A 26173-nucleotide genomic window follows, 5' to 3' on the forward strand; every position below is an offset into this window, starting at 1 on the left:
TGCAGCGCGGTTCATCGTTGCGCGATATGGCGCTTCAAGGCGGCGCCGTCCATGGGGCGGGCGAAGAGAAACCCTTGCGCCAGGGAGCAGCCCAGCTCCAGCAGGCGCGTCTTCTGCTCCTTGCTTTCTACCCCTTCCACCACCAGGGAAATGTCCATCGTGCTAGCCAGGGCTACAGCGCTTCTGACCACCGCGGCGCAACGTGGGTGGCTCTGCAGCTTGCGCACGAACGAAGAGTCGAGCTTGATCTGGCTGAAGGGCAGTTCGCACAAGCGGTCGAGCGAGGAGTAGCCAGCGCCGAAGTCATCCATGGCCAGGCCGCAGCCCATCAGGCGCAGCCTGACGAGGTTTTCAAGGCTGGCAGCGGGTGCCCGCAGCAGGCCCGTTTCGGTCACTTCGAAGTTCAACCCATCGGCGGGCAGGCCACTTTCCTGCAGGCGGCGGGCGATACGTTCGACCATTTTCTGGTCGCTCAACTGGCTGGGCTGGATGTTGAACGCCAACTCGATGCGCTGCCCCACGATGGCCAGGTCACGCTGTAGTGTCAGGCCCTGCTCGAAGAGCTGCCAGAACAGGCGGTCGATGAGGCCATTGCTTTCGACCTGGGCCAGGAAGTGCGCCGGGCTGAGGACGCCGTATTGCGGGTGGCGCCAGCGGGCGAGCAGCTCCGCACCTTGCAGTGCACCACTGCGCATATCGAACTTTGGCTGGAACCAGGCTTCGAACTCGCCGCGCTCGAAGCCGTCGAGCAAGTCGCTCAGGGAGGGGATCTCAACCACCTCCGGTTTACCGGGTGGCAGTTCTACGGCGGGATCGAAGGCGCGCAGCAACTGGTTGGCGCGACCGATATCGAAGGGCTTGCCAAGGTCGCCGAGGAACTCCAGACCCAGACAGCGGATCATCGAGATGGTGGCCTGGCGCAGCACCGGCTCCACCGCGCTGCTCAGTACTACAGCGCGTGCCAGGCCCCGTTGGCTGGCGTGGCGCAGGAAGGCCAGGCCGTCCATGCCGGCCATGCGCAGGTCGCAAAGCACGATATCGACGCCACCGCGTTCCTGAAGCATGGCCAGTGCTTCGGTGCCGTCCCCGGCGCCGCAGATGTCCTTCAGGCCGAGCTTTTTCAAGGCGGCCATGGCCAACAGACGCTGGAAGGGTTCGTCTTCCAGAACCAGAATGCTTATGTTCTTCATCGGTTTTACTCGGCAGAATCGCGTGGCCGATTACGGTACTTAGGGGGACGGTCGCCGAGCTAGGCGAACCTTCCCCTTGGCTTGTAGGAAAGTTCATCAACGCCAGCGTGCAGCCCCACCTGCCTTGCCTTGGCGTTGTGCCCGTGTCCCTCGGAAGATATCGACATGAGAAGTGCCCTGATAGTCGACGATCATCCCGTCATCCGCCTCGCCGTGCGCATGCTGCTGGAACGCAATGGCATCCTGGTGCTTGCGGAGACGGACAACGGTGTCGATGCGCTGCAACTGATTCGCCAGCACGAGCCCGACATCGTCATCCTCGATATCGGCATTCCGCGCCTGGACGGGCTCAAGGTGATCGCCCGCATCCGCGCCCTGGAGCTCGACAGCCATGTGCTGGTGCTCACGTCGCAACCCGCCGAGAGCTTCTGCCAGCGCTGCATGCAGGCGGGCGCCAAGGGATTCGTCAGCAAGGAAGAGGACCTGCAGAACCTCGTCATCGCGATCAACTCGATCAGCGCGGGGTTTTCCTTCTACCCGGCCGATGCGTTGCAGGCGGGCCAGACCGCCCTGACCAGCGAGGCCGAGCTGGTCGCACGTCTGTCCAACCAAGAGCTGATGGTGCTGCAGTACCTGGCGTCGGGTCTCTCCAACAAGCAGATCGGCGACCTGATGCTGCTCAGCAACAAGACCGTCAGTACCTACAAGAGTCGCATCCAGCAGAAGCTCAACCTCGGCTCGTTGCTGGAGCTGATCGAATTCGCCCGGCGCAACGACCTGGCCAACAGCACCGCTTCCTAGCCAGGGTCCTTCCCTGGTGAAGGGCCTCCCCTGCGTACTCCCGCGCTCTGACTTTGCGCGTCCGCTGATTCGACCCCTGCCTCATTTTTGCAGTTGACGGCTTTTTCCTGGCTTTTTAAGGACTTTTCCTACGGTTTTCCCTGGTGCTCGAAGCCGGATGGCGGGTGTGTCGCTCGATATCATCCTCCCCGGGAAAAGGCACGCCGCCACTGCGGCCTTCGTTCCCGCCTTCCCCGCCACGAATCAGGACCAATCGCCACCCGCCCGGCCCGCCCCGGGCGGCGGCCATTCAGGAAAAACCGATGCATCCCACTGCAAGGATCACCCGATTGATCGCCGCACTCTTCATCGCCACCTTCCTGCCGAGCGTGCAGGCCGGCATGGTGGTGAACGGCACCCGTTTCATCTATCCCGCCAAGCAGCAGGAAATCAGCGTACGGGTGAGCAACGACGGTACGGAGCCTTCCCTGGTGCAGGCCTGGATCGATCGCGGCGACCCGTCGAGCAAGCCGGACCAGGCCGATGCGCCTTTTCTGCTCACGCCGCCGATCTTCCGCCTCGACCCGGGCAAGGGGCAGAGCCTGCGCCTGGCGTTCACGGGCGAGGCACTGCCCACTGACCGCGAGACGGTGTTCTGGCTCAACCTCCTGGATGTCCCGCCACAACCCACGGCGGACAGCGGCAACTCCATGCAGTTCGCCATCCGCACCCGCCTGAAACTCTTCTATCGGCCGTCCGGCTTGCCGGGTAGCGCGTCCGGAGCGGCCCAGCAGATCAGCTGGCGGCTGGTGCAGAACGGCGCGGAAAGCGTGCTGCGAGCGAGCAACCCCAGCGCCTTCCATGTGTCGTTCAGCGACGTCTCGCTGAATGTCGGCGGGCGGGCGCACGAGGCCGGCGATGGGATGGTGCCGCCGCTCGGAAGCCGCGACTTCCCCCTGCCGGGTGCGGTGCAGGGGGGATCGGCCGCCACGGTGGTGACGAAGTGGATCAACGACTACGGCTCATCCATTGGGCACGAGGCGAGGCTGGAGCCGTGAGCCGGCGGCTCGTGCGCGCAAGGCGCTGATGCCGCTCGATCGTTCGCGCGCCATTCATCGATGCGCCAGGTACGACTATGAAAGCTCTTTCAGACAGGTATCCGGGATCGGCTACGCGCGGCACCCGCAGGGTGCGTCTCGCGCGCCGTAGTGGACGGCTCAAGGTCACGGCCGTGGTCCTTGCCGCCTCCCTGGCGCTCAGCGACTGGAGCCAGGTGGACGCGGACGAAGGCGTTTCCCCGGCCCGTTATGCCGTCTTCAACCCGGCGTTCTTCGGTAGCGGTGCGGAAGAGGCCGTCGACCTGTCACGCTTCGCCAACGCAAACGTCCTGCCTCCCGGCACCTATCTCCTGGATATCTACGTCAACCAGGCCTGGAAGGGGCGGCACGAGTTGCGGGTGCTCAGCGAGGGCGAGGGCGCTGCGGTCATCCAGCGCTACTGCTTCAAGCCCGAGCACGTCGGCACCTTCGGCATCGAACTGGCGAACCTGCCGGACCCCCAGGCCGCACGGCAGTCGATTATGGACAACGAGGCTTGTGTCGAACTCGATCGCCTGGTGCCGCAGGCGCAGGTCGAGGTTGATCTGTCCGAGCTGCGCGCCCAGCTGAGCATCCCGCAGGCGTACCTGGGGCGACAGGCACGCGGGCACGTGGACCCCCGTGACTGGGATGCCGGCGTCACGGCCGGCTTCATCGGCTACAACGCCAGCGGCTACCGCAGCCACAGCGGCGGCGTCGGTTCGAACCAGCTGTCCCTGGGGCTCAACAACGGTCTCAACATCGGTGAGTGGCGCCTGCGCTCCAACGGCTATTACAACCGCTCCAGCCAGGATGGCGGCCCTACCCGCAGCCACTACAGCAACGCCAGCACCTATGCCCAGCGCGACCTCACCGGCCTGCGCTCGCAACTCACGGTCGGTGACTACTACACGCCCGGCGAGCTGTTCGAGAGCGTGCCTTTCAGGGGTGTGCAGATCAGTTCCGACGACCGCATGCTCCCCGACTCCCAGCGCGGTTTCGCCCCCGTGATCCGGGGCGTTGCGGAAACCAACGCCAAGGTCACCGTGCGCCAGGGGCAATCGGTACTTTACGAGGCGACGGTGGCACCCGGGCCCTTCAGCATCGACGACCTCTACGACTCGGGTTACTCCGGTGACATCGAGGTGACGGTGACCGAGGCCGACGGCCGCCAGCGTTCCTTCGTCGTGCCCTATGCCTCGGTGGCGCAGTTGCTGCGCCCCGGTGTATCCCGTTTCAGCGTGACTGCCGGCGAGTACCGGGACCGCAGCCTGGACGCATCGCCGAAGTTCGTCATGGGTACCTACCAGCGCGGAGTGACCAACGCCTTCACCGGCTACCTGGGCAGCATCGTGGCCGAGAAGTACATGGCCGCCCAGGGTGGTGTCGCGATCAGTACCGGGCTGGGGGCCGTCGCGTTCGATGTCACCCGCTCGCATGTCGCCGAGCGTCCCGTCGCCGACTCCGCCCCCAGGAGCGGCCAGAGCTACCGGGTCACCTACAGCAAGCTGCTGGACAGCACCCAGACCAACTTCACCCTGGCTGCCTACCGCTTCTCCAGCGAGGGATATCTCGAGTTCGGCGACTACGCGCAGTCCGTCGGCAACCCCGATAGCCGCCTCTACCGCCAGCGCAGCCGATTGCAGGCCAACATCAGTCAGCCCCTGGGGTCGAACTTCGGCAGCCTTTACCTGAGCGGTTCGGCACAGAACTACTGGAACGCCGGACAGCGTAGCGACATGACCTTCCAGGCCGGCTACTCCAACGGCTTCAACTGGGGAACCATGAGCACCTCGGCCGGCAGGACGCGCATGGGCTCGGGATACGAGAACCAGTACCTGCTGTCCTTCAGCGTGCCCCTGGGGCGCGATGTGCGCTCGCCCTTCCTCAGTAGCTCGGTCAGCCAGTCCGGGAAGCGCAGCAACACCCAGGCCAGCCTCAACGGCGTCGCGGGCGAGCGCTCGCAGATGAACTACAGCCTCTACGGCTCGCGCAGCAGCGACCAGGGCGACCGGTCGAGCAACGCCGGCGGCAGCGTCCATTACTTCGCACCGGCGGCGTCGCTCAACGCCAGCTACAGCGAAGGCACCGGTTACCGCCAGCAGAGCGTCGGCATTGGTGGCAGCCTGGTGGCCCACCCGGGTGGGATCAACTTCACCCAGAGCCAGAGCGAAACCTATGCCGTCGTCGAGGCCAAGGGGGCGGAAGGGGCCTATGTCAGCAACGACATGAACGCCCGTGTCGGCAGCAACGGTTACGCGGTGGTCGGCGGCCTCGCCCCCTATCGCCACAACCAGGTGGCGATCGACCCGATCGGCACCCTGCGCAACGTCGAGTTGCAGATCACCGAGCAGGCGGTGGCCCCGCGCCATGGTGCCGTGGTGATGCTCAGCTACCCGACCATCACCGGCGTGCCGGTGTTGCTGCGCATCCTTCGCGAGGACGGCCAGATCGCGCCGCTGGGCTCCGACGTCATCGATGCCCAGGGCGTTTCCCTGGCCATGGTGGGGCAGGGGGGCGGGCATTCCTGCGCGGGCTGCCTCGTGAGGGTGTGCTGATCGTCCGTTGGGGCGAAGGGCCGGACAAGGCCTGTCGAGTCGACTACCAACTGCCGGAACAGGATCCGGACGACCCCAGCTATCAGCAGGTCGAGGTGCGCTGCGTCGCGCTCGGCGGGCGGACGGAGATCGCGTTTGCCGAATGATTCCGCCGGCCGTGCGGCTCGCCATGCATGTACGCGGGCGCTCGGACCGGTGCTGATGCGTCCGTGGTCGGCACGCGATCCAGGGTTCCGAGTCGGCGGACTCGCCGCTCGATCGCAGGCTTGCCAGCCTTCATCGCGCCTCCTGGACCATCCACTGCACGGTCTTGACCGATGTGCAAGCAGGCTTGCCCCAGCAGGTCGATGGCCGCGGACTCCGGCTGTCGCGCCAGCAACTTGCTGATCGATCAAGCGAATCCTTCCCGCCTTGCCGCCATGCACGACCCCGTGCGATGGCGGCTCGCAGTGCCGCGTACCGGATCGGCGTTCGCGGTGTGCCCGGCATACGGCCTCAGTTGTAGATCACCGTGATGATCCCGGCGTCGCCCGTGCGGGAGGCGATGCTGGTCATGCTCACCGAGCTGGTTTCACCCAGGCCTGCACAATGGCCGCGCCCGCTGGGCTCTGATCGGCCGATGGGGCTGAGGCCGCTGCGGCGTCCTACATGTTCGAGCCAGGTGCTTGTAGGGGTATCGCAAAGGTCCTTGCAGATGCTTCCCACGAAAGTGATCTGTCCTAGGGCCGGTGACGCGTTTTCCGCGTGGGCCAGGCCGGCGACGCAGATGAGGGCGAGGAGGGGAATATTCAGTAGTCGTTTCATCTCAGCACTCCTTACAGGCTGAACTGAGTAAAAATCAGATGGCTCCTACGATCCACACTTTGGCGATCCGGATTTTTTGTAGGTCCTAACTGTAGGAACCTGATGGTTTCGCATTATCCCGGTCCTTTGGCGCCAGGCTGTGAACCCGGTCCGGTTCGGTGGTAAGTCGGACTAATCCGACCTACAAACTTCCTCGTGACACGTGGGATACTCCTCCATCCGCCTCGCAGAAATTTCCGTCGGGCTTCTGGTCTTTCTGCGCATCCACGCCTCGTTTACCGCCTGCTTTTCGCGGGTGTCTTCACCCGAAGTACGGACCGGATTCGCCTGCCGCGGCGAATAGACCGGGAATCTTCCCCGGAAAGCCCTGTTCCAACGTTCTGCGTGAGGCAGATATCGCCAAGGGCGCCTAACGTTAGATACAGGCGCGTTCTCGTGTGGGGGGCCAGCCATGTCTGGCGCCCTTCTTGCCTTGGTTACGAGGGTTTTCGTGACCGTTCCGGTCTTTCAACGCAGTGGCAGGGGGGGTGAGCAGATGGGCAGGGCAATCAAAGAACGGGCGACCGTCATCTGCCGCCTGGAAGACAAGATCCTCTTCGTGCGCAAACCCAAGTCGAAGTGGACGTTGCCAGGCGGCCGGATCGAGGCGGATGAAGCGCCTGGGCAGGCGGCGTTCCGCGAACTGGTGGAGGAGACCGGGCTCGCGGTCGAGACCCTCGACTACATTGCGCCCCTGGAGCTGTACACGACCCTTCACTACGTTTTCGAAGCGCCGATGCCGGAATCCCAGCAGCCCACGCCGCTGAACGAGATCGCCGACTGCCGCTGGTTCTCAGTCGAAGACCTGGGCAAGCGCAGCATCAACAAGGCCATCCGACGCCTGCTCAAGACCTGCCAGCGCCCAGGCGCATAGGCTCACGCCATTCGGGAAGGCCCCTCGACCCCTGCTCCGTGTCGGTTTACCGGGCTGAGGCCCGGGCCGTCGGGGCCTGTTGGCCTGGCGTCGAGCGCGCGAGGCCTGTGCAAAAAAAGCCCCCACCAGGGCCGACGTCCTGACGGGGGCGAGGGGTGTCCCTTGCGGGACCTCAGTGTGTTGCCTCTCAGCGCCGGCCTTTGCGGCAGGCCAGCGCTGCGTAGAGGGTGAGCAGCAGGATGAACCCGAGGCTCAGGCTCATGGCCCTATTCGCCGACCTGGCGCAGGCGGGTAGCCGGGACGTCGCCCAGGTTGTTGAGCATCCGCTCGCTGTACCAGTCGAGGAAGTTGATCACGCCGAACTCGTAGGTCTTGGAGTAGGGGCCCGGCTGGTAGGCGGTGGAGTTGATGCCGCGCTGGTTTTCCTCGGCGAGGCGGCGGTCCTGGTCGTTGGTCGCGTCCCAGACTTCGCGCAGGCGCGCCACGTCGTAGTCCACGCCTTCCACCGCGTCCTTGTGCACCAGCCACTTGGTGGTGACCACGGTTTCCTGGGCGCTGATGGGCCACACGGTGAAGACGATCATGTGATCGCCCATGCAGTGGTTCCAGGAATGCGGCAGGTGGAGGATGCGCATGGAGCCCAGGTCCGGGTTCTGGATGCGGCCCATGAGTTTCTTGCTGCCCTGCTTGCCGTCCATGGTCATGGACACGGTGCCCTGCAGCAGCGGCATGCGCACGATGCGGTTGCGCAGGCCGAAGCTGGCGTGGGCATAGGGGATCTTCTCGGCATCCCAGGCAGTGGTACAGGCCGCCACCTGGTCCTTGAACGCCTGGCTGGCGCGGGGGTCGGTGACGTCGTCCCACTCCAGCAGGGTGTTGAGCAGTTCGGGGTGCGAGCCGTTGCAGTGGTAGCACTCGCGGTTGTTCTCGAGCACCAGCTTCCAGTTGGCCTTCTCCCGCAGCGTGGTCTGCACCGCGACCTTGGTGTTCTCCATGTCGTAAGGCTCCATGTAATGGGCCAGGGTGGAGAGGAAGTCGTCGATGGCCGGCGGGTTCTCGGCCAGGGAGATGAAGATGTAGCCGCCGGCGGTCTTCACCTTCACCGGCTTGAGGCTGTAGTCCTTGAGGTCGAAGTCGGCACCCATCTCGGTGCCGGCGAACAGCAGGCGCCCGTCCAGCTCATAGGTCCACTGGTGGTAGGGGCAGACCAGCTTGGCGACCTTGCCCTTTTCGCTGACGCACAGGCGCGAGCCACGGTGGCGGCAGACGTTGTGGAAGGCATGCACCTGCCCTTCGGCGCCGCGCAGCACGATGACCGGGTTATCGCCGATCTGCAGGGTCAGGTAGTTGCCCTTGGCGGGGATCTCGCAGGTCATCCCGGCGATCAGCCACTCCTTGTGGAAGATCTCCTGCATGTCGATCTGGAACAGGCGCTCGTCGTTGTAGAAGGGTTGCGGCAGCGAGAAGCTGTGGTCGCGCTCGCGCAGCATCTCTGCGGTCGCCTTGCGCGCCGGTTCCAGCGGGTCGCCCAGACTCAGGGTGGAAGTGATATCCATCGTTGACTCCTCAATGGCGGGGCGCCCTGGGCGGCCGCCGCGAAATATGGCTTTCGGTCATGACGCAAGGCGGCTTCACCTCCCCTTCCGACGCTGCCGATAGCGCGCTGATAGAGGGGGGAATGTCGCTCGATTGCTTGTGTTCGGCTGGGGCTGAGTGTGGCGTCGGGGCCTGACCCGACCTTATCCATGGGCGACACGGCCACATCCGTTTCCGACTCCGCAGCCCTTGGTGCTGCTGGCAGGTCGCGATGAGCATGTGAATGTCGCAGCTAGGTAAGTGGGCGTTTTTTCGCTTACGCAGAATCCGCTTCATATGGGGCCGACGTCCGGCCGCGCGGAGATGCGTATGAGCAGCAACAGCTTCCTGAATCCGGTGACGACACAGACCTGGGCCAACGGCCGTCATCTGGTGCGCTGCGTAAAGGTCGTCCAGGAGACCTGGGACGTGCGCACCTTCTGCTTCATGGCCGACCAGCCCATGGTGTTCTTCTTCAAGCCGGGGCAGTTCGTGACTCTGGAGCTGGAGATCGACGGCCTGCCGATCATGCGCTCCTACACCATCTCCAGCTCGCCCTCGGTGCCCTACAGCTTCTCCATCACCATCAAGCGTGTGCCGGGCGGCAAGGTCTCCAACTGGCTGCACGACAACCTCAAGGAAGGCGACGTCATCCCGGTGCACGGCCCGGTGGGCCTGTTCAACGCCATCGACTTCCCCGCCGACAAGGTGCTCTACCTGTCCGGCGGCGTCGGCATCACCCCGGTGATGTCCATGGCACGCTGGTTCTTCGACACCAGTGCCAACGTCGACATGGTCTTCGTCCACAGCGCGCGCACGCCGAAGGACATCATCTACCACCGCGAGCTGCGCCACATGGCCTCGCGCATCAACAACTTCAAGCTGCACCTGGTCTGCGAGAAATACGACATCGGCGAAACCTGGTCCGGCTACCGCGGCTACCTCAGCCAGCCGATGCTTCAGCTGATCGCCCCTGATTTCATGGAGCGCGAGATCTTCTGCTGCGGCCCCACGCCCTACATGAGCGCGATCAAGCGACTGCTGGAAGCCAATGGTTTCGACATGCGGCGCTACCACGAGGAAGCCTTCGGCCCCACGCCGCCGGAAATCCGCGAGGAAGTGAAGGAGCTGGCGGCCGAAGCAGCGGACGCGCCGCCCGTACCCGCAGCCGATCTGCACCAGGTGGACTTCACCAGCACCGGCAAGAGCATTCGCGTGGCGCCCGGTGAAACCGTGCATGCGGCGGCGGCCAAGCTCGGGCTGCACATCCCCAAGGCCTGCGGCATGGGCATCTGCGGCACCTGCAAGGTGATGAAGACCGCCGGTGAGGTGGAGATGGAGCACAACGGCGGCATCACTGACGAAGACGTCGCCGAGGGGTACATCCTGTCCTGCTGCAGCGTGCCCAAGGGCGACGTGGCCATCGACTACTGAGCAGAAAACGTACGATCCTCGCCAGGCCCCGCCCTGCGGGGCTCCTGGCGCTTGGTGAACAGCTTGTCCACAGGCTGGTACAGCGAATCTGTGGGTTGTTCAGCTGGATGAAGGCCCCGCCCGGCAAGGGCTGCAGCGACTCTTCGAGGTGCACGGCGTGCTGGTTACGGATTGATCTAACGCCTGTATCCACCGCAGCCCGTGGCCTGCAAGGAGTTATGCACAGGCTGGTCACAGCTCCTTGCACAGCAGCTGTGCACAAGGTTGCTCCCAACTCCCTGAAATCGTTCGATAAATAGGCTGAAGCACGCATGCCTTGCGGGCTGGCGCCTGTAGCGAACGCCGCACATCTTGTCCACAGAGGCATCCACCGCAGCAGGGGAAAACCTGTTCTGCTCACTGCCTGCTGGGCACCGCTCGCAGAAACCCGGCTCCAGGCAACATGGGGCTTTCAGGGCTGATTAGAAAACGAGCGATGGTCTGCAGGTCATGTGGTTATTGGCCTGCAGCATTCTATCCACAGCTTGCGTACAGAGTGCCGCACAGAAACTGTGTGCCGAATTTACGTAATTGATTGAATTTGCTCACGAAGTGAGCGATTGCCCAGGGGCGCCGAACCGCCGGGGCCGTGGCGGTCGCTCTACAGCTTGTCCACAGGGTGATGCACCGGAATCGAGGATAAGCGCGCAGCGGGGGATATCTCCCCCTTGCTGTGCCTGGAGGTTCGCGCCGCCGGGGGAGGGGCGTCGGCCCGGAGATTCCGGGCCGGAGAGGATCAGGTATTGGCCATGGCCGCGCGGATATCGGCAGCGAGCTCGCGCACGCGCTCCTTCTCGGTGTCCCAGGAGCACATGAAGCGCGCGCCACCAGCACCGATGAAGGTGTAGAAGCGCCAGTTGCGGGCACGCAGGTAGTCCAGCGCCGGTTCCGACATCTGCAGGAACACGCCGTTGGCTTCCACCGGGAACATCAGGCTGACGCCCGGCACGTCCGCCACCAGCTCGGCCAGCAACTGGGCGCAGCTGTTGGCGTGGTTGGCGTAATGCAGCCAGGCGTCGTCCTGCAGCAGGCCTACCCAGGGGGCGGAGAGGAAGCGCATCTTCGAGGCCAGCTGGCCGGCCTGCTTGCAGCGGTAGTCGAAATCCTCGGCCAGTTCATGGTTGAAGAAGAGGATGGCCTCGCCCACCGCCATGCCGTTCTTGGTGCCGCCGAAGCACAGCACATCGACGCCGGCTTTCCAGGTCAGGTCCGCCGGGGAGCAGCCGAGGAAGGCGCAGGCATTGGAGAAGCGCGCGCCGTCCATGTGCAGGCGCAGGCCCAGTTCCTTGCACACGTCGCTGATGGCGCGAATCTCTTCCGGGCGGTAGAGAGTGCCTACTTCGGTGGCCTGGGTGAGGGTGACCACGCGCGGCTTGGGGTAGTGGATGTCCTGGCGCTTGAGGGCGATCTCGCGGACCGCCTCCGGGGTCATCTTGCCCTGCTCGGTGCGGGCCAGCAGCAGCTTGGACCCGTTGGAGAAGAACTCCGGCGCGCCGCACTCGTCGGTCTCGACGTGGGCCGTCTCGGAACAGATCACGCTGTGGTAGCTCTGGCACATCGAGGCCAGGGCCAGGGAGTTGGCGGCGGTGCCGTTGAAGGCGAAGAACACTTCGCAGTCGGTCTCGAACAGGCGGCGGAAATGGTCGGCGGCGCGGGCCGTCCACTGGTCGTCGCCGTAGGCGCGGTCGTGGCCGTGGTTGGCCTCGGCCATGGCGGCCCAGACTTCGGGGCAGATGCCCGAGTAGTTGTCGCTGGCGAATTGCTGGGTCTGGTCGGTCATCTCGGGTCCTTGGTCCGGTCGCCGCATGCCCCGGGCGGGGAGGGCGTATGGGAGCTAACTTTACGCCAGGATGGACGACGGAATATGGCTTCAGGCGACATCCTTTTTAGACCAGGCGCTGTTCCCGCTGCGGCCGTGCCCGCGCTGGGAGGAACTCACCGGGGCCTTTGCCGCTCACAACATAACCGTGCCTGCACGGGGACGGACCTTGCCATCAATGAGGAGTGACACCGATGCGCTATCCCTACCTGCTTGCTCTCGCCGCGCCGCTGTTGGTCAGCCTGTCGGCCAATGCCGCCGAATGGGCACCGGGCGAACGCGACCACTTCGTCAAGGAGTGCGCGGCGGGAGCCCAGGCCCAGGTCAGCCCGGACAAGCTGCAGAAGTACTGCGGTTGTGCGGCCGACAAGGTTGGTGCCGAGTTCAGCCAGGCCGAGCTGAACGAGCTGAAAGCCCAGAAGACGCCCCTGCCGAAAGCCACCCACGAGCGGCTGCTGAGCGTCACCAACCAGTGCCTCACCCAGCTGAACTGATCCGCCGGGCCCTCGGGGCCTGATCAGAAAAGAGCCAGGCGGCGCCATCCGGCGCCGTGCCTGGTGCCGCACGTGCGCCGCACAGCTTATCCACAGGGTGGTCCACGGTCTTTGTGGGCGGTTTTCCCTGGGCGTCGCCCGGCTTCGGTCCGGGGGCGAGGGCGTACTCAGCCGAATACCGGGCGGAAGAAGCTGCGCTCGTAGCTGAGGATGCAGCGGGTTTCCTCGGCGTAGCCAAAGGCCGCGATGCATTCGGCGTCGGCCATGGAGCGGATGCGGTAGTCCTCGTAGAGCGCCAGGCTGGGGAAGCTGAACATCGCCAGGGCGACATTGTTGGCGCCTTCGGAAGGCAGGAAGTAGCCGTGGTGGGTGCCGCCGAACTTCTCCACCAGGGGAATCCAGAGTTTTCCGTAGTGTTCGAATTCGGCCAGTTTGTACGGATCGATGATGTAGCGCAGGTAGCAGGTGATCATGGAATCGCTCGTCCAGGCGCATGCGGAATGCTGCGGGGGCGTCGAAATTATCCACTGCCAGCGGGCCTGTCCAGGCATGTCGCTGTGGGCAATTCCGCCTGTGCCGGGCTGGTCGGTTCGCGTACAGCCGGCCAGGAGCACTGCCGTTGCTGGTCCTGGCGCATCCATTCACAGCTTGTCCACAGATCGTTGCACAGCTTCTGTGTGTAACGCTTTCGCTAACTGACTGATATCGCTCAAAAAACCGTCACTTCCCTGCAGGGCCCGACGCACCTGGCCGCTAGCCGGGGGTGTACAGCTTATCCACAGCTTGGTCCACGGAAACTGTGGGTGATCGACGCCCGTTGCGCGGATGTTCGATTGCGACCCTTTGCATGTCGCAAACGCATTCTCCCGTGGCGTCCGTAGGCATCTGGCAAGGCAGGCCGAGTCATACCATCGCTGCAAACGGGGAAACCCCCGTACCCAACGACAGGCGCCAACCGATGGCGCGGCAGGAGATCAGCGATGTTCAGCAAGCACGACCAGATCCAGGGCTACGACGACGAACTCTTCAGTGCGATGCAGGAAGAAGAACAGCGCCAGGAAGACCACATCGAGCTGATCGCCTCCGAGAACTACACCAGCCAGCGGGTGATGGAAGCCCAGGGCAGCGGCCTGACCAACAAGTACGCCGAGGGCTACCCGGGCAAGCGCTACTACGGTGGCTGCGAATACGTCGACAAGGTCGAGCAGCTGGCCATCGACCGCGCCAAGGAGCTGTTCGGCGCCGACTACGCCAACGTCCAGCCGCACTCCGGCTCTTCCGCCAACTCCGCCGTCTACCTGGCCCTGCTCAATGCCGGCGACACCATCCTCGGCATGAGCCTGGCCCACGGTGGCCACCTCACCCACGGCGCCAAGGTGTCGTCCTCCGGCAAGCTCTACAACGCCGTGCAGTACGGCCTCGACACCCGCACCGGGCTGATCGACTACGACGAAGTCGAGCGCCTGGCCGTGGAGCACAAGCCGAAGATGATCGTCGCCGGCTTCTCCGCCTATTCGAAAACCCTCGACTTCCCGCGCTTCCGCGCCATCGCCGACAAGGTCGGGGCGCTGCTGTTCGTCGACATGGCCCACGTCGCCGGCCTGGTCGCTGCCGGTCTCTACCCCAGCCCGCTGCCCTACGCCGACGTGGTCACTACCACCACCCACAAGACCCTGCGCGGCCCGCGCGGCGGCCTGATCCTCGCCCGCAAGAACGAGGAGATCGAGAAGAAGCTCAATTCCGCCGTGTTCCCCGGCGCCCAGGGCGGCCCGCTGATGCACGTGATCGCCGGCAAGGCGGTGTGCTTCAAGGAAGCGCTGGAGCCCGGCTTCAAGACCTACCAGGCCCAGGTGATCAAGAACGCCCAGGCCATGGCCCAGGTGTTCATCGAGCGCGGCTTCGACGTGGTTTCCGGCGGCACCGACAACCACCTGTTCCTGCTCTCGCTGATCAAGCAGGGCCTGACCGGCAAGGACGCCGACGCCGCCCTCGGCCGCGCCGGCATCACCGTGAACAAGAACGCCGTGCCCAACGACCCGCAATCGCCCTTCGTCACCTCGGGCGTGCGCATCGGCACCCCGGCCATTACTACTCGTGGCTTCAAGGAGCCGCAGAGCATCGAGCTGGCCGGCTGGATCTGCGACATCCTCGACCACCTCGGTGATGCCGATGTCGAGGCCCAGGTGGCCAAACAGGTCGCGGCCCTCTGCGCCGATTTCCCCGTGTACCGCTGATCCAGGAGCACGCGCATGCAACGTTATTCCGGCTTCGGCCTGTTCAAGCACTCCCTCAGCCACCACGAGAACTGGCAGCGCATGTGGCGCAACCCCACGCCCAAGCCGGTCTACGACGTGATCGTGGTCGGCGGCGGCGGCCACGGGCTGGCCACGGCCTACTACCTGGCCAAGGAATTCGGCGTGAAGAACGTCGCCGTGGTGGAGAAGGGCTGGCTGGGTGGCGGCAACACCGCGCGCAACACCACCATCGTCCGCTCCAACTACCTGTGGGACGAGTCGGCGCACCTCTACGAGCATGCGATGAAGCTCTGGGAAAACCTTTCCCAGGACCTCAACTACAACGTCATGTACTCCGCCCGTGGCGTCTACAACCTGTGCCACACCCTGCAGGACCTGCGCGACTCCGAGCGCCGCGTGAGCGCCAACCGCCTCAACGGCATCGACGGCGAACTGCTCGATGCCAAGCAGGTGGCCGAGGAGATTCCCTACCTCGACTGCAGCAAGAACACTCGCTACCCGATCATGGGCTCCACCGTGCAGCGTCGCGGTGGCGTGGCCCGCCATGATGCCGTGGCCTGGGGCTATGCCCGCGCCGCCGACGCCCTGGGCGTCGACCTGCTGCAGAACACCGAGGTGATCGGCTTCCGCAAACAGGATGGCGTGGTGATCGGTGTCGAGACCAACCGCGGCTTCATCGGCGCCAAGCGCGTCGGCGTGGTCACCGCCGGCAACTCCGGGCACATGGCCAAGCTCGCCGGCTTCCGCCTGCCGCTGGAATCCCACCCGCTGCAGGCGCTGGTGTCCGAACCGATCAAGCCGGTCATCCACAGCGTGATCATGTCCAACGCCGTGCACGGCTACATCAGCCAGTCCGACAAGGGCGACCTGGTGATCGGTGCCGGCATCGACGGCTACAACGGCTACGGCCAGCGCGGCTCCTACCCGACCATCGAGCACACCCTGCAGGCCATCGTCGAGATGTTCCCGGTGCTCTCCCGCGTGCGCATGAACCGCCAGTGGGGCGGCATCGTCGACACCACCCCCGACGCTTGCCCGATCATCGCCAAGACGCCGGTGCAGAACCTGTTCTTCAACTGCGGCTGGGGCACCGGCGGCTTCAAGGCCACCCCCGGTTCCGGCCACGTGTTCGCGGCGAGCCTGGCCAAGGGCGAGATGCACCCGCTGGCCAAGCCCTTCTCCATCGAACGTTTCCACAACGGCGCACTGATCGACGAGCACGGCGCCGCTGCCGTGGCTCACTAAGGAGACCCGCCATGCTGCACATCTTCTGCCCCCACTGTGGCGAGCTGCGCTCCGAAGAGGAATTCCACGCCAAGGGCCAGGCGCACATCCCGCGCCCGCTGGACCCCAACGCCTGCACCGACGAGGAGTGGGGCGATTACATCTTCTTCCGCGACAACCCGCGCGGCATCCACCACGAGCTGTGGGTGCACGCGGCCGGCTGCCGCAAGTACTTCAACGTCACCCGCCACACCGTGACCTACGAAATCCTCGAGACCTACAAGGTCGGTGAACGCCCCGCCGTCACCGAAGCCGGGCCCCAGGAGAAGAAAGCCGTGGACCAAGGAGTAACGGCATGAGCCAGCCCAACCGTCTTTCCAAGGGTGGCCGCATCGACCGCGCCCAGCCCCTGACCTTCACCTTCAATGGGCAGAGCTACCAGGGCTACGCCGGCGACAGCCTGGCCGCCGCGCTGCTGGCCAACGGTGTCGACATCGTCGGCCGCAGCTTCAAGTATTCCCGCCCCGCGGCATCGTCGCTGCCGGTGCCGAAGAGCCCAACGCCATCCTGCAGATCGGCTCCAGCCCCGCCACCCAGGTGCCCAACGTGCGCGCCACCCAGCAGGCGCTCTACGCCGGGCTGGTGGCCGGCAGCACCAACGGCTGGCCGAGCGTCAACACCGACCTGATGGGCATCCTCGGCAAGGTCGGCGGGCAGATGATGCCGCCCGGGTTCTACTACAAGACCTTCATGTACCCGCAGAACCTCTGGCTGACGTACGAGAAGTACATCCGCAAGGCCGCCGGCCTCGGCCGCGCGCCGACCGAGAACGACCCGGACATCTACGACCACATGAACCAGCACTGCGACGTGCTGGTGGTGGGCGCCGGCCCCGCCGGCCTCGCGGCCGCCCTGGCCGCCGGCCGCAGTGGCGCGCGGGTGATCCTCGCCGATGAACAGGAAGAGTTCGGCGGCAGCCTGCTGGATACCCGCGAGCCCCTGGACGGCAAGCCCGCCGCCGAGTGGGTGGCCCAGGTCATCGCCGAGCTGGAAAAACTGCCGGAAGTGACCCTGCTGCCCCGCGCCACGGTCAACGGCTACCACGACCACAACTTCCTCACCATCCACCAGCGCCTCACCGACCACCTCGGCGAGACCGCGCCCATGGGCCAGGCCCGCCATCGCGTGCACCGCGTTCGTGCCAAGCGCGTGGTGCTCGCCGCCGGCGCCCACGAGCGCCCGCTGGTGTACGCCAACAACGACGTGCCGGGCAACATGCTCGCCGGCGCCGTCTCCACCTACGTGCGCCGCTACGGCGTGGCACCCGGCAAGGAGCTGGTGCTGTCCACCAACAACGATTACGCCTACCGCCTGGTGCTGGACTGGCTCGACGCCGGGCAGAAGGTGGTGGCCGTGGCCGACGCCCGCAGCAACCCGCGCGGCGCATGGGTCGAGGAGGCCCGTGCCCGTGGCGTACGCATCCTCACCGGTAGCGCCGTGGTCGAGGCCCGTGGCGGCAAGCGCGTCAGCGGTGCGCGCATCTGCGCCATCGACACCCGTGCGCACAAGGTCACCAGCCCCGGTGAAGTGGTGGACTGCGACCTGATCGCCACCTCCGGCGGCTACAGCCCGGTGGTGCACCTGGCCTCGCACCTGGGCGGCAAGCCCACCTGGCGTGAAGACATCCTGGCCTTCGTCCCGGGCGAGGGCGGCTTCCAGAAACGTATCTGCGCCGGCGCCGTCAATGGCGTGTTCGCCCTCGGCGACACCCTGGCCGACGGCTTCGAGGCCGGTGCCAAGGCCGCTGCCGAAGCGGGCTTCAAGGAAGTCAGCGGCAGCCTGCCGAAGGCCGAGAAGCGCCACGAGGAAGCCACCCTGGCGCTGTTCCAGGTGCCCCACGACAAATCCACCGCCCGTGCGCCGAAGCAGTTCGTCGACCTGCAGAACGACGTCACCTCCGCCGGTATCGAGCTGGCTACCCGCGAGGGCTTCGAGTCGGTCGAGCACGTCAAGCGCTACACCGCGCTGGGCTTCGGCACCGACCAGGGCAAGCTGGGCAACATCAACGGCCTGGCCATCGCCGCCCGTTCGCTGGGCATCAGCATCCCGGAAATGGGCACCACCATGTTCCGCCCGAACTACACCCCCGTGGCTTTCGGCGCCGTCGCCGGCCGCCACTGCGGGCACCTGTTCGAGCCCAAGCGCTACACCGCCATGCAGCGCTGGCACCTGGCCAATGGCGCCGAGTTCGAGGACGTCGGCCAGTGGAAGCGCCCCTGGTACTTCCCGAAGAACGGCGAGGACCTGCACGCCGCCGTGGCCCGCGAGTGCAAGGCCGTGCGTGACAGCGTGGGCATCCTCGATGCCTCCACCCTGGGCAAGATCGACATCCAGGGCCCGGATGCCCGCGAGTTCCTCAACCGCGTCTACACCAACGCCTGGACCAAGCTGGACGTGGGCAAGGCCCGCTACGGCCTGATGTGCAAGGAAGACGGCATGGTGATGGACGACGGTGTGACCGCCTGCCTCGCCGACAACCACTTCCTGATGACCACCACCACCGGCGGCGCCGCGCGCATCTTCGAGTGGCTGGAGATCTACCACCAGACCGAATGGCCGGAGCTCAAGGTGTACTTCACCTCGGTCACCGACCACTGGGCCACCATGACCCTGTCCGGCCCCAACAGCCGCAAGCTGCTGGCCGAGGTCACCGACATCGACCTGGACAAGGACGCCTTCCCCTTCATGAGCTGGAAGGAAGGCCTGGTCGGCGGCGTGCCGGCGCGGGTGTTCCGCATCTCCTTCACCGGCGAGCTGTCCTACGAGATCAACGTCCAGGCCGACTACGCCGCCGGCGTCTGGGAAAAGCTCATCGCGGCCGGCAAGCAATACAACCTGACCCCCTACGGCACCGAGACCATGCACGTGCTGCGGGCCGAGAAGGGTTTCATCATCGTCGGCCAGGACACCGACGGCTCGGTCACCCCGGACGACCTCGACATGGGCTGGGCCGTCGGCCGCAACAAGCCCTTCTCCTGGATCGGCTGGCGCGGCATGAACCGCGAGGACTGCGTGCGCGAAGACCGCAAGCAGCTGGTAGGCCTCAAACCCCTGGACCCGAACAAGGTGCTGCCGGAAGGCTCGCAGCTGGTGTTCGACCCGAAACAGTCGATCCCCATGACCATGGTCGGCCACGTCACCTCCAGCTACATGAGCGCGGCCATGGGCTATTCCTTCGCCCTCGCCGTGGTACGCGGCGGTCTCAAGCGCATGGGCGAGAAGGTCTTCGCCCCGCTGGCGGACGGCAGCGTGATCGAGGCGGAGATCGTCAGCTCGGTGTTCTACGACCCGAAAGGGGAACGCCAGAATGTGTGAGCAACGGGCCAAGAGCATGGAATTCGAGGGTGCCGGCGTGCACCAGGCAGGTGAGAAATGAGCGCAGTGAACGTGTACAAGCAGCGTCCGGATGAACTGGCCGGCGAGTCGCCGCTGTTCCACGCCGGGCTCGACGAACTGGCCGGCAAGGGCGCCCTGGGCAAGTCCGGCGCCGCCGGCGTGACCCTGCGCGAGAAGCAGCTGCTGGGCCACCTGGTGCTGCGTGGCGATGCCCGCGACCCGGCTTTCGCCGGTGGCGTGCACAAGGCCCTGGGCCTGGAACTGCCGGTGGCGCTGACCCTGGTGGCCAGCGGCGAGACCTCGCTGCAGTGGCTGTCGCCGGACGAGTGGCTGCTGATCCTGCCCCGTGGCGAGGAGTTCGCCGCCGAGCAGCGCCTGCGCGCTGCCCTGGAAGGGCTGCACCACGCGGTGATCAACGTCAGCGGCGGGCAGACCCTGCTGGAACTGAGCGGGCCCAAGGTGCGCGAGATGCTGATGAAGTCCACGCCCTATGACCTGCACCCGAGCAACTTCCCGGTGGGCAAGGCGGTGGGCACCACCTTCGCCAAGTCGCAACTGGTGATCCGCCACACCGGCGAGGACACCTGGGAACTGCTGATCCGCCGCAGCTTCTCCGACTACTTCTGGCTCTGGCTGCAGGACGCCAGCGCCGAGTACGGGCTGGCGATCAAGGCTTGAGATGTAGGGTGGACGACGCTCTTTTCGTCCACCGCAGGACAGCCAGGGTGGGTGAAGCGTCATCCACCTTGCGCCTGCATCCGTAGGTTGGTGCCGAGCGCAGCGAGGTCCAACGTGGCCCGTACCAACCTGCCGCCGTACCCGAGGAGATCGACATGAGCCGCACCCCCGATACCTGGATCCTCACCGCCCATTGCCCCAGCGTGCTGGGCACCGTGGACGCGGTGACGCGCTTTCTCTACGAACAGCGCTGCTACGTCACCGAGCACCACTCCTTCGACGACCGGCTCTCCGCGCGCTTCTTCATCCGCATCGAGTTCCGCCAGCCCGACGGCTTCGAGGAGCAGGCCTTCCGTGCCGCCCTGGCCGAGCACGTGGCGCCCTTCGACATGCAGATCGAGCTGACCCCGCCCAGCTACCGCGCCAAGGTGGTGCTGATGGTCAGCAAGGCCGACCACTGTCTCAACGACCTGCTCTACCGCCAGCGCATCGGCCAGCTGGCCATGGACGTGGTCGCGGTGGTGTCCAACCACCCGGACCTGGAGCCCCTGGCCCGCTGGCACGGGATTCCCTACCACCACTTCCCCCTCGACCCCAACGACAAGCCCGCCCAGGAGCGGCGCGTGTTGCAGGTGATCGAGGACACCGGCGCCGAATTGGTGGTCCTCGCCCGCTATATGCAGGTGCTGTCCCCCGAGCTGTGCCGGCGCCTGGACGGCTGGGCGATCAACATCCACCACTCGTTGCTGCCCGGCTTCAAGGGCGCCAAGCCCTACCACCAGGCGTACCAGAAGGGCGTCAAGCTGGTGGGGGCCACGGCCCACTACATCAACAACGACCTCGACGAGGGGCCGATCATCGCCCAGGGCGTGGAGCCGGTGGACCACGCCCACTACCCCGAGGACCTGATCGCCAAGGGCCGCGATATCGAATGCCTGACCCTGGCCAAGGCCGTGGGCCTGCACATCGAGCGCCGGGTGTTCCTCAACGCCAACCGCACCGTGGTGCTCTGACCTGAACAGACGTAGCCCGGGCTTCAGCCCGGGAGCGCGCCAGACCCCGGACTGAGGTCCGGCTACAGCTTTTGGCAGCCGCCCTGCCAGTTCCACCCGGCGGCTCCGGCAACAGACACACGCTCCAGTACAAGGCCGCGTGGCCCCAGGCCGCGCCTTTGTATCCACAACAACAAAGGAGATTCATGCATGTCTGGTAATCGTGGTGTTGTTTATCTCGGCGCGGGCAAGGTCGAGGTGCAGAAGATCGACTATCCCAAGATGCAGGACCCGCGCGGTCGCAAGATCGAGCACGGGGTCATCCTGCGCGTGGTATCCACCAACATCTGTGGCTCGGACCAGCACATGGTGCGCGGCCGTACCACCGCCCAGGTCGGCCTGGTGCTCGGCCACGAGATCACCGGCGAGGTGATCGAGAAGGGCAGCGACGTCGAGAACCTGAAGATCGGTGACCTGGTTTCCGTGCCCTTCAACGTCGCCTGCGGCCGCTGCCGTTCCTGCAAGGAGCAGCACACCGGCGTCTGCCTCACCGTCAACCCGGCCCGCGCCGGTGGCGCCTACGGCTATGTCGACATGGGCGACTGGACCGGCGGCCAGGCCGAGTACGTGCTGGTGCCCTATGCCGACTTCAACCTGCTGAAGTTGCCGGATCGCGACAAGGCCATGGAGAAGATCCGCGACCTGACCTGCCTCTCCGACATCCTGCCCACCGGCTACCACGGTGCGGTCACCGCCGGTGTCGGCCCGGGCTCCACCGTCTACGTCGCCGGTGCCGGCCCGGTCGGCCTCGCCGCTGCCGCCTCCGCGCGCCTGCTGGGCGCCGCGGTGGTGATAGTCGGCGACGTCAACCCGGTGCGCCTGGCCCATGCCAAGGCCCAGGGCTTCGAGATCGCCGACCTGTCCAAGGACACCCCGCTGCACGAGCAGATCGCCGCCCTGCTGGGCGAGCCGGAAGTGGACTGCGCCGTCGACGCCGTGGGCTTCGAAGCGCGCGGCCACGGCCATGCCGGTGCCCAGCACGAAGCGCCGGCCACGGTGCTCAACTCGCTGATGGGGGTGGTGCGGGTCGCCGGCAAGATCGGCATCCCCGGCCTCTACGTCACCGAAGACCCGGGCGCGGTGGACGCGGCCGCCAAGATCGGCAGCCTGAGCATCCGTTTCGGCCTCGGCTGGGCCAAGTCCCACAGCTTCCACACTGGCCAGACCCCGGTGATGAAATACAACCGCCAGCTCATGCAGGCCATCATGTGGGACCGCATCAACATCGCCGAAGTAGTCGGTGTGCAGGTGATCGGCCTGGATGAAGCGCCCCGTGGCTACGGCGAGTTCGACGCCGGCGTGCCGAAGAAATTCGTCATCGATCCGCACAAGCTGTTCAGCGCCGCCTGACCCACCCGCAAACCCCCGGTACCGCGTCTGCTACGTTGCGGTACCTGTTTACGAGGAGCCCTTGGGCTCCTCTTTTTTATGGGGGGAGGCGGGGAACCCGGCCTCGCACCTGAAGGCCGGACGTAGGATGGGTAGAGCCCCGCGAAACCCATCGCTCCGAGGTGATGGGTTTCGCTTCGCTCGCGGAACGCCGCCCGGCCCATCCTACGAGCTATGGCTCTGGTAACCCGGGTGCTTGGCTAACGCACCAGGTGCAGGAACTGCAGGTGCCGTTCGTACTGGTCGAGCATGTCGTTGATGATCTGCTCGCGGCTGTAGCCCACCAGGTCATAGTCCTGGCTGCCTTCGGCCAGGTGCACCTCGGCGCGGTAGTAGCGGCGGTTGCGCAGGTTGCGCGCGTCCAGGCCGGCGACGGCGAAGGAGGGCGTGAAGTAGCCGCGCATCACCACCCGGTAGAGGAAGGGCGTTTCCTCGCCGTGGCCGACTTCCAGGCTGAGGCTGGCGTTGGCCGGGTCCAGCTCGGTCTCTACCCGCAGCGATTTCTCGCGGAACTGCTCCGCCACCGCCTCCATGGCCGGGCGCACCTCCTGCTCCATGAAGCGGTACACCTCGTCCCGCGAGGGGAAGTGCACGACCTGGCTGAGGCGCTGGCGCCAGCCGCCCTTGCGTGGGCGCTGGTCCAGCGGTGCCAGTGAATGCAGGCGCGCCCGCTGGCGCTGGGATTCCAGGTAGAAGGCCTTGTGCAGGCCCCACATCATCAGCAGCAGGATCAGCGAGAAGGGCAGGGAGGTCAGCACCACTGCCGATTTCAGCGCATCGATGCTGCCGGCGAACAACAGCCCGCTGGTGATCAGCGCGGTCATCGCGCCCCAGAACACCCGCAGCCACTTGGGCCCGTCCTCGCCTTCCTCGCCGCCGCGCGCGGAGAGGGTCGACAGCACCACGGTGCCGGAGTCGGCAGAGGTGACGAAGAACACGAAGCTGACGAACACCGTCACGGCGATCACCGTGCGGCTCCAGGGGTAGGTTTCCAGCAGGCGGTAGATGACCATCGACGGGTCTTCGATGGCGCCGACCGCCAGTTCGGTCATGCCGTGGTTGAGCACCAGCTCCAGGGCGCTGTTGCCGAAGATCGACATCCACGCCAGGGTGAAGCCGAGGGGGATGAACAGCACGCCGAAAACGAATTCGCGGATGGTGCGCCCGCGCGAGATGCGCGCGATGAACAGGCCGACGAAGGGCGCCCAGGCGATCCACCAGGCCCAGTAGAACACCGTCCAGTCGCCCAGCCAGCCGGAGGGGCTGTTCCACGCGTAGAGGTCGAAACTCTTGGCCGGCACGGCGCTGAGGTAGTCGCCGACGTTCTGCACCAGCATGTTCAGCAGGTGCTGGGTGGGCCCGGCGAAGAGCACGAACAGCAACAGCGAACAGGCCAGCAGCATGTTGACGTCGGACATCACCCGCACGCCCTTTTCCACGCCGCTCACCGCCACCAGCACCGCCGCGCCCATCATCAGGGCGATCAGCAGCACCTGCACCCACTGGTTGTGGGGGATGCCGAACAGGTAGTCGAGGCCGGCGTTCAGGTGCAGCACGCCGAAGCCCATGTCCGCGCCCAGGCCGAACACCGTGGCGATGATGCCGAAGGCGTCCACCGTGTAGCCGATGGGGCCGTTGATGCGCTTGCCGATCAGCGGGTAGAGCGCCGAGCGCAGGGCCAGCGGCAGGTTGTGGCGGTAGGCGAAATAGGCCAGGGCCATGGCCACCAGGGCGAACACGCCCCAGCCGTGCAGGCCCCAGTGCAGGAACAGCAGCTGCATCGCCTGGCGCGCCGCCTCGGGCCCGCCGGCTTCGCCCTGGGGCGGCTGCTGCAGGTGGGTCAGCGGCTCGGAGACGCAGAAGAAGAACAGGGTGATGCTGATGCCGGCGGCGAACAGCATGCCGGCCCAGGACAGGTAGCTGAATTCCGGCTCGTCGTGGTCGGCGCCGAGCTTGATCTTGCCGTAGCCGGACAGCGCGGTGACCACCACGAACACCAGGTACAGGGTCATGGCCAGCAGGTAGTACCAGCCCACGCTGTTGGCGGCCCAGGCCTGGGCCTGCAGCAACCAGGCGCCGGCCTGCTCGGTGAAGATCGCGACCACCAGGCCGAAGATCAGGACGAAGCCCGCCGATCCCAGCAGGACGGGCGTGTTCATGCGCAGCGGCAGGCTACCGGGGGATTGGGCACGCTCATGGTCGGGCGGCCTCTTGGCGGAAGGGGGAGGGGGTCGGCAAGAAATACTCCTTTGACGCAGGTTCAGGCACGCGCCTGATGAGAAACGGAAGAGGGCGTCGAGGTTCCTTTTAAATTGATCGAGCGTTCAATATAAACACGGCAAGCGCCTTTTCGGCCAATTCCCACACCCCGTCGCGCAGGGCATCGCAGCCCCCTGAGCCAGTGCTCAAGGGGGCTGTGCCGTTTCGTCGGAAAATGCTGCGGAAGAGGGTGGAGGGCGCGGAGGCGGGCTGATTCAGCCCTGCAGTTCGGCGCGCAGCTGCTCGATGCGTGCGTCCTTCTCGGCCCAGAGGCGGGTCACCCAGTCCTGGATGTGCTGGCGGAATTGCGGGTCGTTCTCGTAGTCGCCCTGCCACAGCGAGGGGTCGATGTCGCGGGTCTGGATGTCGACGATGACCGTCGGCACCTGGCCGGACACCAGCGCCCAGAAACCGGGCACCTGCTTGCCGGGGTAGATCAGGGTGACGTCGAGCATGGCGTCGAGCTGCTCGCCCAGGGCGGCGAGCACGAAGGCCACGCCGCCGGCCTTGGGCTTGAGCAGGTGGCGGTAGGGCGAGCCCTGCTGCGCCTGCTTGGCCGGGGTGAAGCGCGTGCCTTCGAGGTAGTTCACCACCGTCACCGGCAAGCGCTTGAACTTCTCGCAGGCGGCCTTGGTGATCTCCAGGTCCTTGCCCTTCATCTCCGGGTGCTTGTCGAGGAAGGCCTTGGAGTAGCGCTTCATGAAGGGGTAATCCAGCGCCCAGAAGGCCAGGCCGATGAAGGGCACCCAGATCAGATCCTTCTTGAGGAAGAACTTGAAGTAGGGCGTCTTGCGGTTGAAGGCCTGCACCAGGGCGGGGATGTCCACCCAGGACTGGTGGTTGGAGACCACCAGGTAGGACGTATCGCTGCGCAGGCCGTCGCCGCCACGGATATCCCAGACCGTGGGGGTGAGCAGGGCGAAGATGCGCTTGTCGTTTTCGGCCCAGGCTTCGGCGATCCACATCACCGCGCGGGAGCAGGCGTCCTTGAGCGCCTGGCCCGGCAGCACGAGCTTCAGCAGGGCGATCAGCAGCATGGGGCCGATCAGCACCAGGGTGTTGATCAGGATGAGCAGGATGGTGGTGATACCAGTCAGCAGCGCCCGCATAGGTCCTCGGCTCCTTGGCCTGTGGGTGGCGTTGCCATGATACGCAGCGGGCTTCGCTTGCCAAGACGTGACGGGGTGCGAAAGTCCCGTTCGCGTGGCTGTCCTGGCAGCTGGCCATCAGGCATGATG

20 protein-coding genes and 1 pseudogene are annotated in these 26173 nt (G+C 65.7%); 14 read left to right on the forward strand and 7 right to left on the reverse strand.

Annotation, left to right across the window (positions count from 1 at the left end):
- Positions 1-11: 11 nt before the first annotated feature.
- Positions 12-1190, reverse strand: a complete 1179-nt coding sequence (locus tag PSm6_RS12540; protein WP_021218155.1) for an EAL domain-containing response regulator — start codon at positions 1188-1190, stop codon at positions 12-14.
- A 165-nt stretch (positions 1191-1355) separates the two neighbouring features.
- On the opposite strand from PSm6_RS12540, the gene PSm6_RS12545 reads away from it, so the two are divergent.
- From PSm6_RS12545 to PSm6_RS12560, 4 genes are all read left to right on the forward strand, one after another.
- Entirely contained in the window at positions 1356-1991 is a 636-nt protein-coding gene (locus PSm6_RS12545; protein ID WP_265170317.1) for a response regulator, read from the forward strand.
- Positions 1992-2320: 329 nt separating this feature from the next.
- Positions 2321-3028, forward strand: a complete 708-nt coding sequence (locus PSm6_RS12550) for a fimbrial biogenesis chaperone (RefSeq protein WP_021218153.1) — start codon at positions 2321-2323, stop codon at positions 3026-3028.
- Between the two features lie 173 nt (positions 3029-3201).
- The gene (locus PSm6_RS12555) at positions 3202-5604 is read left to right on the forward strand and encodes a fimbria/pilus outer membrane usher protein (RefSeq protein WP_265170318.1); all 2403 of its coding nucleotides are present in this window, start codon (positions 3202-3204) and stop codon (positions 5602-5604) included.
- Positions 5598-5750 carry a hypothetical protein gene (locus PSm6_RS12560; protein ID WP_265170319.1) on the forward strand — a complete coding sequence of 51 codons (153 nt, stop codon included), beginning with the start codon at positions 5598-5600 and terminating at the stop codon, positions 5748-5750. The genes PSm6_RS12555 and PSm6_RS12560 overlap by 7 nt, the downstream gene beginning before the upstream one ends.
- Positions 5751-6099: 349 nt before the next feature.
- Here the strand turns inward: PSm6_RS12560 and PSm6_RS12565 are convergent, their stop codons facing one another.
- Positions 6100-6408 (reverse strand): hypothetical protein, encoded by a 309-nt coding sequence (locus tag PSm6_RS12565; protein ID WP_265170320.1) that lies wholly within the window; start codon positions 6406-6408, stop codon positions 6100-6102.
- A gap of 535 nt (positions 6409-6943) precedes the next feature.
- On the opposite strand from PSm6_RS12565, the gene PSm6_RS12570 reads away from it, so the two are divergent.
- Positions 6944-7321, forward strand: a complete 378-nt coding sequence (locus tag PSm6_RS12570) for an NUDIX hydrolase (RefSeq protein ID WP_265170321.1) — start codon at positions 6944-6946, stop codon at positions 7319-7321.
- A 266-nt stretch (positions 7322-7587) separates the two neighbouring features.
- Here the strand turns inward: PSm6_RS12570 and gbca are convergent, their stop codons facing one another.
- Positions 7588-8877: a glycine betaine monooxygenase oxygenase subunit gene (gbca, locus tag PSm6_RS12575; protein WP_021218149.1), complete on the reverse strand. Its 1290-nt coding sequence runs from the start codon at positions 8875-8877 to the stop codon at positions 7588-7590.
- Between the two features lie 349 nt (positions 8878-9226).
- On the opposite strand from gbca, the gene gbcB reads away from it, so the two are divergent.
- Positions 9227-10330 (forward strand): glycine betaine monooxygenase reductase subunit, encoded by a 1104-nt coding sequence (gene gbcB / locus PSm6_RS12580; RefSeq protein WP_043240720.1) that lies wholly within the window; start codon positions 9227-9229, stop codon positions 10328-10330.
- Between the two features lie 775 nt (positions 10331-11105).
- Here the strand turns inward: gbcB and PSm6_RS12585 are convergent.
- Complete coding sequence (locus PSm6_RS12585) at positions 11106-12149, reverse strand: threonine aldolase family protein (protein ID WP_021218147.1); 1044 nt, start codon at positions 12147-12149, stop codon at positions 11106-11108.
- Between the two features lie 233 nt (positions 12150-12382).
- On the opposite strand from PSm6_RS12585, the gene PSm6_RS12590 reads away from it, so the two are divergent.
- Entirely contained in the window at positions 12383-12682 is a 300-nt protein-coding gene (locus PSm6_RS12590) for a hypothetical protein (protein ID WP_265170322.1), read from the forward strand.
- A gap of 167 nt (positions 12683-12849) precedes the next feature.
- Here PSm6_RS12590 and PSm6_RS12595 read toward each other — a convergent pair whose 3' ends face one another.
- Positions 12850-13155, reverse strand: a complete 306-nt coding sequence (locus tag PSm6_RS12595; RefSeq protein ID WP_265170323.1) for an NIPSNAP family protein — start codon at positions 13153-13155, stop codon at positions 12850-12852.
- A 507-nt stretch (positions 13156-13662) separates the two neighbouring features.
- Here PSm6_RS12595 and glyA point away from each other — a divergent pair.
- The 7 genes and pseudogenes from glyA to fdhA all read left to right on the forward strand — a co-directional run bounded on the left by glyA (position 13663) and on the right by fdhA (position 22637).
- Positions 13663-14916, forward strand: a complete 1254-nt coding sequence (glyA, locus tag PSm6_RS12600) for a serine hydroxymethyltransferase (RefSeq protein ID WP_184488473.1) — start codon at positions 13663-13665, stop codon at positions 14914-14916.
- Between the two features lie 15 nt (positions 14917-14931).
- Positions 14932-16182 carry a sarcosine oxidase subunit beta family protein gene (locus tag PSm6_RS12605; protein WP_184488474.1) on the forward strand — a complete coding sequence of 417 codons (1251 nt, stop codon included), beginning with the start codon at positions 14932-14934 and terminating at the stop codon, positions 16180-16182.
- An 11-nt stretch (positions 16183-16193) separates the two neighbouring features.
- Entirely contained in the window at positions 16194-16520 is a 327-nt protein-coding gene (locus PSm6_RS12610; RefSeq protein ID WP_021217044.1) for a sarcosine oxidase subunit delta, read from the forward strand.
- Positions 16517-19536 (forward strand): annotated as a pseudogene (locus PSm6_RS12615) (sarcosine oxidase subunit alpha). The gene PSm6_RS12610 and the pseudogene PSm6_RS12615 overlap by 4 nt, the downstream one beginning before the upstream one ends.
- Positions 19537-19593: 57 nt before the next feature.
- The gene (locus PSm6_RS12620; protein ID WP_021217046.1) at positions 19594-20235 is read left to right on the forward strand and encodes a sarcosine oxidase subunit gamma; all 642 of its coding nucleotides are present in this window, start codon (positions 19594-19596) and stop codon (positions 20233-20235) included.
- A gap of 155 nt (positions 20236-20390) precedes the next feature.
- Entirely contained in the window at positions 20391-21248 is an 858-nt protein-coding gene (gene purU, locus PSm6_RS12625) for a formyltetrahydrofolate deformylase (RefSeq protein ID WP_021217047.1), read from the forward strand.
- A 189-nt stretch (positions 21249-21437) separates the two neighbouring features.
- On the forward strand, positions 21438-22637 hold the full coding sequence (gene fdhA, locus PSm6_RS12630) for a formaldehyde dehydrogenase, glutathione-independent (RefSeq protein WP_265170324.1): 1200 nt from the start codon (positions 21438-21440) through the stop codon (positions 22635-22637).
- Between the two features lie 239 nt (positions 22638-22876).
- Here the strand turns inward: fdhA and betT are convergent, their stop codons facing one another.
- The gene (betT, locus tag PSm6_RS12635) at positions 22877-24835 is read right to left on the reverse strand and encodes a choline transporter BetT (RefSeq protein ID WP_265170325.1); all 1959 of its coding nucleotides are present in this window, start codon (positions 24833-24835) and stop codon (positions 22877-22879) included.
- 315 nt (positions 24836-25150) lie between these two features.
- Positions 25151-26044, reverse strand: a complete 894-nt coding sequence (yihG, locus tag PSm6_RS12640; RefSeq protein ID WP_265170326.1) for a 1-acylglycerol-3-phosphate O-acyltransferase, YihG family — start codon at positions 26042-26044, stop codon at positions 25151-25153.
- Positions 26045-26173: the final 129 nt, after the last annotated feature.

The organism is Pseudomonas solani (assembly GCF_026072635.1).
Taxonomy (GTDB): Bacteria; Pseudomonadota; Gammaproteobacteria; order Pseudomonadales; family Pseudomonadaceae; genus Metapseudomonas; species Metapseudomonas solani.